This window comes from Streptomyces sp. NBC_01276 (assembly GCF_041435355.1).
Taxonomy (GTDB): Bacteria; Actinomycetota; Actinomycetes; order Streptomycetales; family Streptomycetaceae; genus Streptomyces.
The window spans coordinates 4,136,748-4,152,540 of record NZ_CP108442.1; the positions used below are offsets into that span (position 1 = coordinate 4,136,748).

A 15,793-nucleotide genomic window follows, 5' to 3' on the forward strand; every position below is an offset into this window, starting at 1 on the left:
TGCTGCTGGTGGACGGTGAGATGGGGCTTAGGCATGTTGGGTCCTTCTTCGGCGGTGGGTTCGCCTCAGGGGGCGGAGTGGGGGAAGGCACGTGCTCACCCGCGGTGCCGGTGCGGGTGGGAGGCTGGATCAGCGGACGGCGGCGGCGTACGCGTCCAGTTCGGCCTGGAGGATGTCCTTGGCCTCCTCGGCGAGGTCCTTGTTGATGGTGAAGCCCTTGTCGCGGACGGCGGCCTCGATGCGACGGCGGGAGGCGTGTCCGGCCCGGCCGGGCTGCGTGGTGCGGCCCATCTCGATCGCCTGCTCCAAGGTGGCGCTGGGCTTGCGTCCCTTGTGCTTGGGCGGGCTGTCGATTTCCGCCACTTGTTTCCGGTCGGGCGCCGCCACAACCCGGCCGGGCTTCGGCGCTGTGGGGGCGGGCGCATCGCTGTCCGCGGTGGCCTGTGCGGGCTCGAGCCTGGTGGCGGTCTTGGGGCAGGCAGTGGCGTGGGCGCCGGCCGTGTTGTGGCGGGCGTCGGGTTGGCGATGGACGAGGAGGTAGAGGTGGACGGCTCCGGCCAAGGCGAGCGGGGCGATGGCGGAGATGGTGCCGACGGTGATGTCGTCCAGGAGGAGGCCGCCGTGGCGGGCCTGCTGGTTGAGGCGGATGGCGTGGAGCACGTTGGCCCAGATGCTGGTGAGGGTGGCGAGACCGACTAGGGCGGACACGTAGAGGCGGGCGCGCAAGGGTGCGGTCCTCAGGATGAGAAGGGCGCCGATCCCGATGGCGATGAAGCCGTCGATGACGAGGGGGAAGGCGTACGTGAGGATGGGATGGATGTGGCTGGCAGCGGCCATCTGACGCAGGGCGTCGTAGGAGAGTGCGAAGGCGGCGCACGCCATGAGAGCGACTCCGGTGCGGATCGGCCTGGACAGGACGGTCCGGCCGGGGAATGAGGTAGACGGGGAAGGGACGGCGGAGGAGGCCAAGCGTGATGCTCCAGAGGCTGCGGGAGCCCCACCTGGGCGGCCTGCGGCGGGAGCAGGCGCCTTGGTGGATGGGCTGATACCGGTGGGCGCTTACGCTTCCCCCTCCCTAAAGAGGGGGAAGCACGTAAGCGCTTAGGGGCGGACGAGTCGTTCGTTCGGCCGTACGCGTCTGACCTGCGGTTTCGTGAAATGCGAATGCGGTGTAGGCGCTGCGTAGGCGTGTTCTGGCCGGTTGGGCGCGTACGGGTCCGCGTACGCGCCCCGGGGTCAGGAGACGACGGTCATGTGGCGGGCGGGTGCGGCGGTCCAGCGGGTGGCCTGGCCTCCGCCGGAGCCGCCTCCCGCGCCGGTCTCCTGGGCTGCGTGGCCGCTCGTGGCGAGGTTCTCCAGGCGGCGCCTGGCCTTGGCGATGTCCGCCTGGCTGGGGCTGGTCTCGCCGGTGATCTGCTCGGCGAGCTGGCGGGCGGTCAGGCCGCGCGTACCGGCCTGGCGGAGCAGGGTGAGGGGGTCGAGGTGGGTCTCGACGCGGGAGGTGCCTCGGGTGTGGTCGTGGGTGATGGGCAGGGGCCCGATCTCGTCGTTGACCGTCTTGAGGTGGTGGAGGTGGACGATCGGGTCGCCCGCCGCCCCTGAGAGGAACAGGACGCTTCCGGCGCCGGCGGTGAACCAGGCGGATCCGTAGACCTGGTCCAGGATGGGGCGCTGGTTGCGTGAGGCGTCCTGTCCCTGCTTGCGCTGGTGGTGCAGTTCCATCAGCTGGACGTCGTCGCGCAGGAGCTGCTGGCGGGCGTTGTTGTAGGCGAGCCCGGCCTCGTCGTCGGTCAGTTTGCCGACGACGTCCTTGAGGCTGTCGATGACCACGGTGTCGGCGCCGTGCTCGGCGGCGAGCTCGGCGAGCAGGTGCGGCTCGGCGATCAGGGACGCGGGGAGCGGCCCGGACCAGAAGACAAGGCGCTGGCGCAGGATCTTCTCGTCCACCGGCCGGATGATCCGGCTGAAGGCGCGGGCCAGCTGGCTGGGCCGGTCCGCGGCGATGTAGAGGACCTTCTTGCCCTCCTGCACGGGCATGTCCAGCACCTGGGCGATCAGGCCGATGCGGGCCAGGACGACCTGTTGGGCGATGGTGGACTTCCCCACTCCGGGCGGGCCGACCAGCATCAGGCTCTCGCCGGCCGCCCAGGCCGCTTTCCCCGGTGCGCCCCAGATCGGCTCGTTGTCGGTGGCCGTGTCGGTGACGAACGCCCAGCCGTCGAGGGCGTAGCGCTGCAGGCGTCCACCGGAGCTGCGGCGGGATCGGTCGGTGACCTCCTGCAGGGAGGCGTTCAGCAGGGTCCTGACCTCCTCGGGGTCCGCGCCTTCCGAGGTGGCGCCTTGCAGGACGCGGACCGCCATGGCCTGCATGGCGCGCAGGTCGGCCTGCTGCCGGACGATTTCGGCGTAGTACTCGGCGCCCGATCCGACCGCTGCGGACGATGCGAGGGTGTGCAGGTAGGTGGATCCGCCGATGCGGTTCAGGTCCCCGGTGCGCTGGAGCTGGTGGCCGAGTGCGATGGGGTCGGTCGGCGCCTGCTGTCGGCGCAGCTCCACCAGGGCATGCCAGATGGTGGTGTGCGCGGGGTGGTAGAAGTCGCCCGGCTCCAGGATCTGGCGGAGCCGGTCGATGGCCTCGCTCTGGTAGACGCATGCGCCGAGCACCGCCATCTCGGCTGCCTCGTTGCGCGGGACGTTCATCGACCCGGCCGCCGCGAGGGTGGAGGGCTGGGCGAGCTGTGCGGTCAGGGGTGTGCCTGTGGGCCCGATGGCCGTAGGGTTGGGCATGGATTCCCTCCCCGGAGTGCATACGGCCCTGGCAGGCCGCACTCCCGGTTGATCGTCTTGATGGGTGGTCATTCAGGGAGCCGTTCGTGGCCTCCGGTGCGCTAACACCGGGGGCCGCTCCCATTTCCGGGCGCGGCGGGCCACGTCCGGGACCAGAAGCATCGTGTGCACTGACCGCACAGTCAAGCCCTAACTTTGAATCTCTTGCGCACAATATTTGCGCCGTGGATGCACAGAATGGGGTTGAGTCTGTGCGGGCGCCAAGTTAACGTGGTGGTATGACGCAGAACGACTGGCAGGGGCGCCTCACGCAGCACGTGGCCGACGCGGTGCGCCACTATCGGAAAGAGCGGGGCCTGAGCGCTCAGGCCCTCGCGGACGCCTGCGGCAAGCTCGGATACCCGGTTCCGCGGACCTCGATCGCCAACCTGGAGAACGGCCGCCGGTCCGGCGTGGAGCTCGCGGAACTGCTGGTCCTCGCCAAGGCCCTGGAGATCCCGCCGATCATGCTCATGCTGCCCGTCGGCATGGCCGGCGCGGTCGAGGTCGTACCCGGGGAGGAGCTCCCGATCTGGGACGCCATCGCCTGGATCAGCGGCGAGACCCTCCTCGGCAGCGAGCCGAACCCCGGCACCGCCAACGAGATCATCTACGAGCTGCGCATCCACGCGCAGGCCGTCAACCAGGTGCAGAAGGCGATCCAGCTCGCCGAGGAGACCCAGCAGTACGGCCTGTACCGCAATCAGCGCCTGAACGGCAGGAGCATGCTCGAGGCCATCCAGAATTACGCCAAGGAGAGCGTCGTCGATCTCCGCGACTACCGCCGCAAGCTTCGCGCGCGCGGCATCGAGCCGCCGGCCCTCGCCGAGGACCTCCAGTTCCTAGACGACGTCGAGTAGCACTCTCCGTCCTGGCTCACACACGGTGTTAGCGCGCCGCGAGCCGGGACCGCAGCCACAGGCTGCATGACCACCCATCACACGATCCCGCCACCGGAGTGCCAGCTCCAGCGGGAAGGAGTCCCCGTGCGCCAAAACCAACCCTCGTTGTGCCACTGCTCCATATCCCGTGCCTCCCTCACCCGAGGTGGTGCGCGATGACGAAGCGCAAGCCGCCGACCGACTCCGGCCTGCCGCGGCTGTTCGGTCCTGATGAGATCGCCAACGCCCTCGGCTGCTCTGCTTGGTGGGTCCGCGATCGTGCGCGTCGCCGCCTCATTCCGTTCACGTACGTCGGTGGCGCGTACCGCTTCACCACTGACCACCTAGCCGAGATCATCCGCCTCCACGAGGAGCGGCCCGCAGAGGCCGCCCACCCCGCCAAGCCGACTGCTCCCACGCGCACGGCCGGCTCTCCGCAGGCCCGTTCCGCTTCCGGCCCCGGCATGCCCCTGCCCGGCACCCGGCTGACGGCCCGGCCGCCCCGGCGCCTCCTCGATGCCCAAGCCCGCTACGGGACCGCCGCCTAGACCTGCCCACGACAGAGAGGGGGATACGTGGGCTACGCGGAGAAGCGCAGCACCTATTGGCGAGGCCGGTACAAGCTGGCCGACGGCAAGTACGGCACGGTCCAGGACACCACCGGCGCGGTGGTCAAGTTCGTCACCAAACGGGAGGCGAAGCAGGCCGCCGACGCCGAAGAGGTGACCGTACGGCGCGGTGAATGGCGGGACCCGGCACGCGGACAGGAGACCTTCGGCGATTACGCCGGCCGCTGGTACGACGACCAGGACCTGGCCGCCTCCACCATGCAGAACTACCGGCACCATATCGAGGAGCACCTGCTCCCCGAGTTCGGCGACATGGCCCTCGGGGGCGTCCTGCGATCCGACGTCGACCGATGGGAGAAGGCGGAGAAGTCCGAGTACGCCGCGTCGAGCGTCAAGACCTGGCGCGCGACCCTCCACCTCATCCTGGCCGACGCGGTGGACGAAGGACTCATCACGTCCAACCCCGCGACGAAGCGGCGCGGGCGCGGCAAGCGCGCAGGCCGTTCCCGGGATCGCGGGCCGGAAAAGGTGGTCACCGACGCGCTCGGTGTGCTGCTCATAGCCGAGCGAGCAGCGCTGCTCTCGGGTCGCGACGACGAGTTCATCGCCGTGGTCCTCAAGGCGTACACCGGCATGCGCTGGGGCGAAATCGTTGGCCTGGAGACGGAGTTCGCCCGCCAGGGCTCGGTCCGGGTCGAATGGCAGCTGTACGAGCTCGACTCCGGCGAGCTGGTCCGCTGCCCGCCCAAGGACGACAGCTATCGCACCATCGACGTACCGGACTGGCTGTCCGCCCTGGTTGCCAACCACATCGCCCGTACGAAGCCGAGCCCGTGCCCCTGCCACGGGAGGGCGTACGTCTTTCAGGGCCACGGCACCGCCCGCACGGGCGGACACCAGGGGGCGAAGCTCGTGGACGTGGCCCGCCGCGCCGAGGTCTCCACCGGCACGGTGTCCAACGTGCTCAACCGCCCTGACCGGGTTCGGGAGGACACCAGAGTCCGCGTGGAACTCGCCATCACCCAGCTCGGCTTCGTACGCGGCGGGATCCCGAGCGAGCACGCCGCCCACTGGCGGCGCAACGGCTTCGCCACCTGGCTGTTCCAGCCGGCCGCCACCGGCTGGTATCCAAAGAAGGCCCCGCAGGAGGCACGCCCGGTGCCGCTGCTGGGTGCCCCCTGGCCCGGCGTTCCGGTCCGGGGTCGCAACGCTCAGGGCCGCGCGGACGCCTGCTGGACTCCGATCGCGAAGGGCCTCACGCCGCACGGCCTCCGTCACTCCCACCGCACGGTCATGGAGGACCTGGGCACGGAGAAGGTCCTCATGGACGAGCGAATGGGCCACATCGACGGCTCGGTCTCGGCCCGCTACGCCCACGTGACCCCCGGCATGCGCCGGCGGCTCCTCGTAGGCCTGACCGGCCGGTGGGAAGAGGCACTGGAGGCTCGCCGGGAGATGAGTCCGCAGTCACCGGTCACCGTTGTCGACCGACTCTTGAAGGCGGCAGGTCCTCGCTGACCCGCCGGACGCGGGGGGTGGCAGCCGGGGCCTGGCGTGTCACGGGCCGGCTGAAGTCCGCGTGCGGGATGTTCTCCTCGGAGGCTTATGCCTGATGAGCCCCGGTAGTGGGAATGCGCGGAGGTGTCCCGATGGACGCGGGCGACGGCGAGCGGAATCAGTCCGGTGACATGCCGCCTCCCAAGGGGGAGAGGCCACCGGCTCCGGCCGCCCCGCCGGAGGGCGGGGGGCCGTTCCCTACCCCCGTGTCTGCCGGGCCCGACCCGGACGAAGCCGGGCCCGGTCCGCTGGCGCGGTGGCGGACGGCCGTGGATTCCGCCGTGGCGGCGGGGCCGCCGCCCGGTCCGTCGCGCCCCGGGTTCTGGCGCAGCCCGCTGCGGGGGCCGTGGCTGACCGCCGTCTTCGGGCTGATCCTGCTGGTCGGCATCACTGTCCTGTTCGTGACGGGCCTGTTGTCGTACGCGGCGTACAACCCGGATCTCGCCGCAGTCAACGACCAGACCCCCGACAAGGGGTGGCTCGGCTTCTACCTCTTCTCCTGGCCCACCTCGCCGTACTGGCTCTACCGCGTCACCCAGGGCGTACACGTCGTGCTCGGCATCGTGCTCGTGCCGGTGCTGCTGGCGAAGCTGTGGTCGGTGATCCCGAAGCTGTTCGAGTGGCCGCCCGTACGGTCGCTCAGCCACGGCATCGAGCGGCTGTCGCTGCTGCTCCTGGTGGGCGGCGCCGGGTTCGAGTTCGCCACCGGCATCCTCAACGTCCAGCTGCACTACATCTTCCCGGGCTCCTTCTACACGCTGCACTTCTACGGGGCCTGGGTGTTCATCGGGGCCTTCGTCGTGCACGTGGCCTTCCGGCTGCCCAGAGCCCTCCGCGCGGTCGGGACCCGTCTCGGTGAGCCCGCCGCCGGTACCGAGGCGGCGGCAGGGTTGGCCTCCCCGAACCCGCAGGCCCCGACCATCTCCCGGCGCGGCGCGCTCGGCATGGTGGGGCTGGGCTCGCTCGCCCTGCTGCTGGTGACCGCCGGGCAGAGCGTCGGCGGCTGGTTCCGGCAGACGGCGCTGCTCGCGCCGCACGGCCAGGACCCGGGCTCCGGGCCGAACGGCTTCCAGATCAACAAGACCGCCGCCTCGGTCGGCATCCGGCCCAGCGACATCGGACCGGCCTGGCGGCTGACCGTACGGGGCGCCGGCAGTCAGGTCGACCTGACGTACGAGCAGCTGGCGGCCATGAAACAGAGCGAGTCGGCGCTGCCGATCGCCTGTGTGGAAGGCTGGTCGACCCCCGACCAGCACTGGAGCGGCGTACGGCTCACCGACCTGGCCTCTCTCGTCGGGCTCGGCACACGCACCCCTCAGGTACTGGTCCAGTCCGTCCAGCGGGGCGGCTCGTTCAGTTCTGTGGTCCTGGGCGACAACCAGGCCCGGGACAACCGCTCGCTCCTCGCGCTGCGCGTGAACGGGGCCGTCCTCTCCCACGACCACGGCTACCCGGCGCGCGTCATCGTCCCCGGAGCCCCGGGGGTCCACAACACCAAGTGGGTCACCCGCCTCACCTTCGGAGAGCCGGCATGAGCAGCTCGACCGCGTTCCGCAGGCGTTACGGCGCCTCCCCGCTCCACCTGCTCCTCGTCCTTGCCTCCTTCGCCCTCGCCGTCTACGCCGGCCTGCGTTTCCTGAAGGGGGACACCCTCGGCGTGGCCGTGTGGTTCGTCGGCGCGGCCCTCCTCCACGACCTCGTGCTGCTGCCCCTGTACGCGGTGACCGACCGGGCGGCGCAGGCCCTCTTCGAGCGCACCGCCGAGGCCGGGAAGCCCGCGCCGAGGGCGAGCGTCAACTACGTCCGCGTGCCGGCCTTCGTCTCCGGGGTCCTGCTGCTGGTCTGGTGGCCGCTGGTCTTCCGCCAGGTCGGCCACTTCACCGCATCCACTGTCCTCCCGGCGGACGGATTCCTCGCACGCTGGCTTCTGATCACCGCCGGCCTCTTCGCCGCATCGGCCGTGGTCCTCCTCGTACGGACGTGGCGCGGGACGAGGGCGGTACGTCGATCCGCACGGGCTCAGAGGCAGGCGCGCAAGGCCACGAAGTGACGGCCCCCGCCGGTACTCCACCGTTCGGTCGCCGCCCAGCCCGAGGCCTGTGCATGCCGGATCAAGGCGGTGGTACCCACAGCGGCCCAGGGGAACACGCCGCTCACGGGCCGGTGCCCCGCGTGGATCCGGACACGGCGGCGCTCGTCCACATCCTGGGGAGCAGTCTCCACGAGGAGCAGCCCTTGGCCGTGCACCAGATCCCTGATCCGGAGCAGGAGCCTGCGCGGATCACCGCCGATGCCGATGTTCCCGTCGATGAGCAGCGCCGTTCCCCACCGGCCCTCATCGGGTAGTGGTTCGAACACCGAACGGCGCAGGGCGGTGCCGCCCCGGCAGACCGTCGTGATCACTGCGGTCGGACAGACGTCGATGCCCAGGACCGAACGCCCGCGTCCGGCCAGCGCCTCGACGAGCCGTCCCGCACCACAGCCGATGTCCAGTACGCGGCCCCGACAGCGCCGGAGTACCGCCCGGTCACTGGAGTCCGCCCGCGCACACCACCGCTCCAGGTCCAGGGGAAAGCACCAGCCCTCGGCATCGCGTAGGGAGAGGTCACCGTGCTGCACGTGGATCGCTTCCGCATAGGGGCGGATGTTCCAGTCCTTGATCTCTTGGGCGGTCATCCTCCATGTCTCGCCACACAGGGCGCGCGGGGTCTGCCGGGGGCGGTCGATTCCACCCGAACGGACCGTGGCCAGAGATATACGGGGAGCCGGTGATGCTCGTACTCCCGCCCGGGGAGCCGCAGCTCAGCGCGGGGAGCGGCCCTGGTGGGGGCTGGCGCTCAGGCCGGGCAACGTCCCTCGGCGTGGCCGACTCCGAAGCCGTCCGAAGGTCTGACATAGGCGATTCGATCAGGAGGGGGATCGCGCCGCCATGCGGGCGGGACCGGCCATTCCGCGACTGCGTGCCGCTTTTTACAAGCGTTGCGGCGCGTCCTGGGTCATGATCGCGCCGCCACCTCTCGTGGTGATCAACATGCCTGTGATCAGGGGGAGTCGAGCCATGCCCGAAAAGACCCGCACCACCAGAACCCGCAGTACGATCTGGCGCCGCACACTGGCGGCCGGCGTGGTCCTGGCGGCCACCGGTTCCATCCTCGCCGCCAGCCCGCACCCCGCCGAGGCGGCGCTGCCCACGCAGTCGATAGCCGACCCGGTGCACTACTGGAACGACGTCCTCCAGGGTGTTTTCCGTCAAGTGGAGGGCGGTCCGGTCCCGATGGCGCGGGCGGCCGCGATGATGAACGGCGCGATCTACGACGCGGAGAGCTCGTACCAGGCCAAGTGGAAGGGCCCGATGACCTCCGCGGCCTACATCCACGCGGAGGCCTACGCGGGCTGGGTCCAGGGGCCGGACGAGGAGGAACGCGTCATCGGCCGCACCGCGTACAACATCCTGCTCAACCTCTACGGCGTGAACCGGCCCAACAAGAACGCCCCCGACTTCACGGCCTACCTCGACAAGCGCTTCGAGGACCGGTTCGGGACCAAGCCGACCAGCGGCGATCTCCTGGACATCACCATCGTCAGCGGGATGGTCAACCAGATGATGAACCTCCGTGCCAATGACGGCTCGGATGACGCCTCCAGCTACACGAGCGAGAACACGCGGCCGGGGGCCTGGCGGCCCACGGGCAACTACGCCGACATGCCCGACCCGAAGTGCTCGACGGACGGCAATGCCGTCAACCCGGCCTGGGGCCAGGTCAAGCCGTTCTCGCTGAGCTCCGGCTCGCAGTTCCGGCCCACCACGCTCGCGCAGTACGGCACGTACGAGAACCTGGTGGCGAGCCCCGAGTACAAGGCCCAGGTCGAGGCCGTCCGGACGGCCGGCGCGGCCGCCCCCACCGCCGCCACACCGGTGATCAACCGGACCGCGGACCAGTTCAACGCAGCGTGGTTCTGGGCCAACGACAACGACGGTACGTACAAGCCCCCGGGGCACATGCTCCAGGCCACCCGGGAGGTCTCCAAGGCCCGAGGGCTCAGCACGTACGCCAACGCCAAGCTCTTCGCGCTCCTCTCGATCGCCCTCGCCGACACGGGCATAGCCGTCCGCGATGCGAAGTTCTCCACCCCGATCGACCTGTGGCGGCCCGTCTCCGCGATCCGCGAGGGCGGCCTCGACCCCCAGTGGAAGCCCCTCCTGAAGAACAAGGACGGGGTCAACGTCAACCCGTGCTTCCCCGCCTACGTCTCGGGCCATGCCTCCTTCGGCGCGGCCTGGGCGGGCATCATGAAGCGCTACTTCAAGACGGACAACATCGCCTTCGATCTCACCACCGACGAGCCGAACGCCCCCGTCAAGCAGCGCCACTTCACCAGCTTCAGCGCCGCCGCCAAGGAGGACGCCGACAGCCGCATCTGGCTCGGCGTCCACTACCCGTGGGACGCCACCGACGGCCTGGTCCTCGGCGACAAGGTCGCGGACCAGGTCTTCAGCACCAAGCTCCGCACCCTGTGACCTGAACGGCGGGCGGGGGTTCTGTACCCCCGCCCCGCCGCATGGGAGCCTGGGGCCACCACCTCTCCCTCCCTGCCAGGAGAAACCCCATGACCCGCCGTTCACGGACCGGGCCGATCTCGCCGCTCTTCGCCTTCGGCGCGGTGCTCACCGCCGCCGGTGCGGTGCTGTACCTGCACCCGGGACCCGGCCCGATGGTCATGGCCCTCGGGGCGCTCGCCCTAGCGGTCGCTGCGGCGGTGTGGGCCTCCTCCAGGCAGCGATGACCACAAGGTCCAGGGGCAGCCGTAAGCCTTTCGTCACCGGGCCGGAGCTGGTGAGGCTGCGATCCGGTCGCGTTCAATTCAGGCGACGGACCAACGACGAGAGGCATCCGCGGTGACGGAGACGAAGCGACGCGGTCGGCTGTGGGCCGGAGCGATGGTCGCGGCGACGCTGGTGCTGGGCGCAGGCCTGTACTGGTTCCAGCCCTGGAAGCTGTGGCAGGACGCGACCGTCCACGAGGCCATCCCGGCGGCCTCCCCGTCCGCAGCCGCACCCGGGCCGACCCGCTCACCGACGACCCCGGCGACGGCCCCAAGCGCTCCGGCCGGCCCGCAGACCTTGGCCCAGGGCACTCTGATCAGCCACGAGCACACCACCACGGGCACGGCGAAGCTGATCCGCCTCCCCGATGGTTCCCGCACCCTGCGCCTGGAGAACCTCGACACCAGCAACGGCCCGGACCTGCGGGTCTGGCTCACCGATGCTCCGGTGAAGGAGGGCGCAGCGGGCTGGTCGGTCTTCGACGACGGCAAGTACGTGAGCCTGGGCAAGCTCAAGGGGAACAAGGGCGACCAGAACTACGAGATCCCGGCCGACGTGAACCTGGCCGACTACAGCAGCGTCACCATCTGGTGCGACCGCTTCGACGTCTCCTTCGGCGCGGCGGCCCTCGCGACCGTGTAAACCCAGCGCCGCCCGGATACCGCCCCCCCCGCTTCCGCGGTTCGGCATCCGGGCCGCGCTGGCCATCCCCCGTGCCCTGATTCTCTCCGCGCGGTGCGTCGATGCGCATTGCCGGTCACCGGCAATCTTTACGCCGTCCTGATGCCGGTCGCGAAGAGCCGTCCGGGTACGTGTCACCCTTGTCCCCGCATCAAGGACGCGTCACGGGCGCGTCAGGATCGGGGGAAGACCGTGGTGGAATCGCAGACGCCGGAGCACCATCTCGCGGGGTATGCCGAGACGCTCTTGCACGCCTGTGCCACGGGCCGCCGGCTGACCCGCGCCGAGCTGGAGTCACGCCGTGCGGAAGGGGAGCGGGCGGCGGAGGCCGGACTCCCGCTCCGTGCCCTGATACGCGATCACCTTGCCGCGGCCCAGGCCGTGCGGCCCCTCCCGGAGCCGGGCCCGCTCCTGGCGGCCGTCGAGCAGGCGGTGGACGCCTTCGTCGAGGGCTACGAACGGGCCCAGCAGCAGGCCGTCCGCCAGGAAGAGGCGGCCCGTCGGGAGTTCATCGACGACCTCCTCTACGGCGGCAGCGACCTGGGCCGACTGGCCGAGCGGGCCGAACGCTTCGGGCTGCGCCTGTCGCAGTCACACGGGGTCGCCGTGGCGACCGGCCCCGAGCCGTACGGTGACGGCTACCCGGTGGCGCGCGGGATCGAGTCGGCGGTCCTCGCCCGGTTCCCGGGCCGGCAGATCCTGCTGACCACGAAGGACGGCCGGCTGATCTGCGTGGCCCCCGGGGACCAGCCCGATGTCCTGTCGTACTTCGCCAAGCGGGCCTACGCGGCAACGGACGGGGGCCGCGTGGCGATCGGCCGGCCACACCCGGGCGCGGGCGGGGTCGTCCACTCCTACGAGGAAGCCCTCAACGCGCTCGACCTCGCCCGGCGGATGGGTCTGGAAGGGCCAGTGCTCCACGCCGCCGACCTGCTCGTCTTCCCGGTGCTGACGCGCGACCGGCAGGCCATGGCCGACCTGGTCGAGAGCACCCTCGGCCCGCTCCGCAAGGCCCGGGGCGGCGCGCAGCCGCTGCTCGACACCCTCACCGCGTACTTCGACAGTGGCTGTGTGTCGACAGAGGCGGCCCGACGCCTCTCCCTCAGCGTGCGGGCGCTCACGTACCGGCTGGACCGCATCCACACCCGGACCGGCGCCGATCCGGCTGACCCGCTGAACCGCTACACGCTCCAGACCGCCGTGATCGGGGCCCGCCTGCTGGGCTGGCCGGACGGCGAGGCCTGATCTACGCCAGGGCGAAGTAGCGCAGCCACAGGTAGAGGGCCGAGACGCCGATCGTGACGGCGGTGACGATCAGCCCGTACTTGGTGAACTGCCAGAAGCTGATGGGGTGGCGGTTGCGTTCGGCGATGCCCAGGACCACGACGTTGGCGGAGGCGCCGATGGCGGTGGCGTTGCCGCCGAGGTCGGCGCCGAGCGCGAGGGCCCACCACACGACGTGGTCGGGGTTGCCGCCCATGTCGGCGACGAGCTCGCTGGTGATGGGGGCCATGGTGGCCACGTAGGGGATGTTGTCCACGATCCCGGACAGGACGGCAGAGCCGCCCAGCAGCAGCATGGAGCCGCCGAGTTCGTTCCCTCCGATGGCGTCCGCGAGGGAGCCGGCCAGGTCGCCGATGACGCCGGTCTCGATGAGGGCGCCGACCATGACGAACAGGCCCGCGAAGAAGGCGAGGGTGGGCCACTCGACCTCGCCCAGCACCTCGCCGGTCTCCACCTTGGAGATCGCGACGAGCAGGCCGGCGCCGAGGAGCGCGACGACGCTGGGCTCGTAGTGCAGCACGGGGTGCAGGACGAACCCGGCGACGACCAGGGCGAGGACCCCCAAGCCCTGGACGAGCAGGCGCGGTTCGGTGATCGCCTCGCGCTCGCGCAGTTCCATCAGCTCCGCGGCACGCTTCTCGTCGTAGACGAAGTACTTGGCGAACATCACCCGGCACAGCAGCACCAGGACCACGGTCAGGACCGCGGCCAGCGGGGCGAGGTGGATCAGGAAGTCGTTGAAGGTGAGCCCGGCCCGGCTGGCGATGATGATGTTGGGCGGATCCCCGACGAGGGTGGCGGTGCCCCCGATGTTGGAGGCGAACACCTCGGCGAGCAGGAACGGGACGGGGGACAGCTTCAGCCGGTCGCAGACCAGGAGCGTCACGGGGGCGACGAGCAGCACGGTGGTGACGTTGTCCAGCAGCGCCGAGGCGACCGCGGTGATGACCACGAGCATGGCCATCACCCGGAAGGGTCTGGCCCTGGCCTTCTTCACGGACCAGATCGCCAGGTACTCGAAGAGCCCGGTCCGCTTCAGGACACCGACGATCATCATCATGCCGAGCAGCAGGAAGATGACGTTCCAGTCGATGCCGGTCTTGTCGGAGTGGAAGGCCGCGTTGTCGTCGGTCGCCCCGATGGCGAGCATCAGCCCCGCGCCGCCGAGTGCCGCGGCGACGCGGTGGACCCATTCGCTGATGATCAGGATGTAGGCGCCGGCGAAGACGGCGACCGCGGCAGAGCTGTGCCAGTCGCTCACGCCTGCCCGCCCGAGGCGAGCAGGTGACGCATCAGCGCGGCGGCGGTGACCACCCCGAGGAGCCGGCTCTCCTCACCGTCCCGCTCGAGGACCGCCACGAGCGGGACATGGGAACGGGCCATGACGGCCGCGATCTGCAGGGCCCCCGCGTCCGGTCCGACGTAGGGCGGCTTGAACGTACGCGGGGGCAGCCACTCCGCGACCGTCTTGCCCGCGAGATCGTCGGCGAGCGCTTCGGCGTGCCGGTCGTCGATGACGGCGGCCAGCAGCGGGTCCTCCATCACGTACTCGGGCACCAGCTGCCGTACGACCTGCGAGCCGGGGACCACGGCGTACGGGGTGCCGTCCGAGTCGAGGACCAGGAGCGCGGGCAGGTTCTGCTCGGCCAGCAGGCGGACCGCGTCGACGGCTGTGTCATCGGTGGTCACGTGCGGGTAGGGCTCGGCGAGATTACGGGCTGGCATGGTGCTTCTCCTGGTCGGGTGCACTGTTCGGGGCGGGAACGGACGGAACGGAGGCAACGTGGGACTGCGGAGCGTCTTGGCCCGCGGGGATGCCCGCGAGGTCGTCCACGTTGAAGAGGCGGGCGATCGGTACGTCGGTGCTGGAGTGGGCGATGATCGAGAACGCGATGCAGACGGCGATCAGTGTGTACGCCTCCTCGCCCTGCGGAATTCCGGCCTGGAGCACGAGCAGCCCGTACACGACGGACGCGAACCCCTTCGGGCCGAACCAGGCCGCGACCAGCTTCTCCCGCCGCTCGATCCGTGCACCCAGCAGCGAGACGAGGAAGGAAGCGGGCCGGATCAGCACGATCGCCAGAACGACCGCCACGTACCCGCCGACCGACAGGTCCCCGAACAACGCGGGGGTCAGCAGCGCGCCGAAGACGAGAAGCGCCGCGAACTTCGCGAGCTCGGACAGCGCCTCGCCGAGGGGCTCGAAAACCGTTCTCGCCTCGGGCGAGACGGAGGCCAGGACGGCACCCGCGGAGAAGGCGGCCAGGTAGGGGTTGGCGTGGGTCAGGTGGCACAGCCCGTAGAGGATGATGCCGGTCGCCAGCGGCAGCAGCGGCTGGAGCTTGGGCTCCGCGCCGAGCAGCCGCAGCCGTACCAGTCCCGCGACCACGAGCGGCAGCACGATCCCGAAGAGCAGCCCCAGCCCGAGTTCCAGGGCGATCGTGGCGACGGAGGCGTTCGCCGGACCTGAAGTGGGGCCGGCGGCGGCGATCAGGATCAGCACCACGGGCAGGGCGAGGCCGTCGTTGATGCCGCTCTCCACGTTGAGCAACTGCCGCAGCTTCGCCGGTACCTCCTTGCGGCCCACGATCGCGGAGGCGAACACCGGATCGGTGGGCGCGAGCACGGCACCGACCAGGAACGAGGTCGTCCAGTCCAGGCCCACCAGGTAGTGGGTGATCAGGGCCATGCCGGCCATGGCGAGGGGCATCCCCAGCCCCAGTGCGCGCGCTGGGTTCTTCCAGTTCCGGCGCAGCTTGGGGAGCGAGACGTGCATTCCGTCGGTGAACAGCACGGCGAACAAGGCCAGATCGGCGGTGACCGCGACGATCTCGCTGTCGGCGGTGATGTGGACGAGCCCGAGGAATCCGTCACTGACCAGAGCCCCGCCCAGCAGGAAGAGGAGGGAGGTCGAAAGGACGGTACGGGCCGCTAGCCCGGACAGCAGGACAGCGATCAGCAAAGAAGCACCGAAGACAGCGACGAGCACCATGGCGTCAAGCCCCGATCGACGAAGAGAGTTTTCCCCTGTTCGCCGACCAGACTTCCCGGCACACCACCGGCTACTTTATACATTCCTTACGCATCTTTAACGGGTTTCCGACAGCAGTCCCGCAGGCCGGACACTGCCGGGCCCCGGCATGAACGCATCACGCGACACGCCCTTATGG

15 protein-coding genes are annotated in these 15,793 nt (G+C 70.3%); 9 read left to right on the forward strand and 6 right to left on the reverse strand.

Going from position 1 to position 15,793, the window contains the following annotated elements:
- Nucleotides 1–129: 129 nt before the first annotated feature.
- Both OG295_RS18430 and OG295_RS18435 read right to left on the reverse strand, forming a co-directional pair.
- The gene (locus OG295_RS18430) at nt 130–882 is read right to left on the reverse strand and encodes a DUF2637 domain-containing protein (RefSeq protein WP_371677842.1); all 753 of its coding nucleotides are present in this window, start codon (nt 880–882) and stop codon (nt 130–132) included.
- A 354-nt stretch (nt 883–1,236) separates the two neighbouring features.
- Nucleotides 1,237–2,787, reverse strand: a complete 1,551-nt coding sequence (locus tag OG295_RS18435) for a DnaB-like helicase N-terminal domain-containing protein (RefSeq protein WP_371677843.1) — start codon at nt 2,785–2,787, stop codon at nt 1,237–1,239.
- Between the two features lie 278 nt (nt 2,788–3,065).
- Between OG295_RS18435 and OG295_RS18440 the strand changes: the two genes are divergently transcribed.
- From OG295_RS18440 to OG295_RS18460, 5 genes are all read left to right on the forward strand, one after another.
- Complete coding sequence (locus OG295_RS18440; protein ID WP_371677844.1) at nt 3,066–3,686, forward strand: helix-turn-helix domain-containing protein; 621 nt, start codon at nt 3,066–3,068, stop codon at nt 3,684–3,686.
- A gap of 197 nt (nt 3,687–3,883) precedes the next feature.
- Nucleotides 3,884–4,255: a DNA-binding protein gene (locus OG295_RS18445; protein ID WP_371677845.1), complete on the forward strand. Its 372-nt coding sequence runs from the start codon at nt 3,884–3,886 to the stop codon at nt 4,253–4,255.
- A 27-nt stretch (nt 4,256–4,282) separates the two neighbouring features.
- Nucleotides 4,283–5,794 carry a tyrosine-type recombinase/integrase gene (locus OG295_RS18450; RefSeq protein WP_371677846.1) on the forward strand — a complete coding sequence of 504 codons (1,512 nt, stop codon included), beginning with the start codon at nt 4,283–4,285 and terminating at the stop codon, nt 5,792–5,794.
- 308 nt (nt 5,795–6,102) lie between these two features.
- Nucleotides 6,103–7,368: a molybdopterin-dependent oxidoreductase gene (locus tag OG295_RS18455; RefSeq protein WP_371681227.1), complete on the forward strand. Its 1,266-nt coding sequence runs from the start codon at nt 6,103–6,105 to the stop codon at nt 7,366–7,368.
- Nucleotides 7,365–7,883, forward strand: coding sequence for a hypothetical protein (locus OG295_RS18460; RefSeq protein ID WP_371677847.1), 519 nt, complete (start codon nt 7,365–7,367; stop codon nt 7,881–7,883). The genes OG295_RS18455 and OG295_RS18460 overlap by 4 nt, the downstream gene beginning before the upstream one ends.
- Here the strand turns inward: OG295_RS18460 and OG295_RS18465 are convergent.
- A complete protein-coding gene (locus tag OG295_RS18465) occupies nt 7,853–8,509 on the reverse strand; it encodes a methyltransferase domain-containing protein (RefSeq protein ID WP_329383248.1) in 657 nt (218 codons plus the stop codon). The two genes, OG295_RS18460 and OG295_RS18465, sit on opposite strands and share 31 nt — an antisense overlap.
- Before the next feature lie 382 nt (nt 8,510–8,891).
- Here OG295_RS18465 and OG295_RS18470 point away from each other — a divergent pair, with 382 nt between their 5' ends.
- From OG295_RS18470 to OG295_RS18485, 4 genes are all read left to right on the forward strand, one after another.
- Nucleotides 8,892–10,352 carry a vanadium-dependent haloperoxidase gene (locus OG295_RS18470; protein WP_371677848.1) on the forward strand — a complete coding sequence of 487 codons (1,461 nt, stop codon included), beginning with the start codon at nt 8,892–8,894 and terminating at the stop codon, nt 10,350–10,352.
- An 89-nt stretch (nt 10,353–10,441) separates the two neighbouring features.
- A complete protein-coding gene (locus tag OG295_RS18475) occupies nt 10,442–10,618 on the forward strand; it encodes a hypothetical protein (RefSeq protein WP_371677849.1) in 177 nt (58 codons plus the stop codon).
- Between the two features lie 154 nt (nt 10,619–10,772).
- Nucleotides 10,773–11,300 carry a DM13 domain-containing protein gene (locus OG295_RS18480; protein ID WP_371681228.1) on the forward strand — a complete coding sequence of 176 codons (528 nt, stop codon included), beginning with the start codon at nt 10,773–10,775 and terminating at the stop codon, nt 11,298–11,300.
- Nucleotides 11,301–11,531: 231 nt separating this feature from the next.
- Nucleotides 11,532–12,584, forward strand: coding sequence for a PucR family transcriptional regulator (locus OG295_RS18485; RefSeq protein ID WP_371677850.1), 1,053 nt, complete (start codon nt 11,532–11,534; stop codon nt 12,582–12,584).
- Between the two features lies 1 nt (nt 12,585).
- Here the strand turns inward: OG295_RS18485 and OG295_RS18490 are convergent, their stop codons facing one another.
- From OG295_RS18490 to OG295_RS18500, 3 genes are read right to left on the reverse strand one after another with little or no spacing between them, the layout of a single operon-like run.
- On the reverse strand, nt 12,586–13,884 hold the full coding sequence (locus tag OG295_RS18490; protein WP_371677851.1) for an SLC13 family permease: 1,299 nt from the start codon (nt 13,882–13,884) through the stop codon (nt 12,586–12,588).
- Entirely contained in the window at nt 13,881–14,348 is a 468-nt protein-coding gene (locus OG295_RS18495; RefSeq protein WP_371677852.1) for a CBS domain-containing protein, read from the reverse strand. Before OG295_RS18495 ends, OG295_RS18490 begins: the two co-directional genes overlap by 4 nt.
- On the reverse strand, nt 14,335–15,615 hold the full coding sequence (locus OG295_RS18500; RefSeq protein WP_371677853.1) for a cation:proton antiporter: 1,281 nt from the start codon (nt 15,613–15,615) through the stop codon (nt 14,335–14,337). The genes OG295_RS18495 and OG295_RS18500 overlap by 14 nt, the downstream gene beginning before the upstream one ends.
- Between the last annotated feature and the right edge of the window lie 178 nt (nt 15,616–15,793).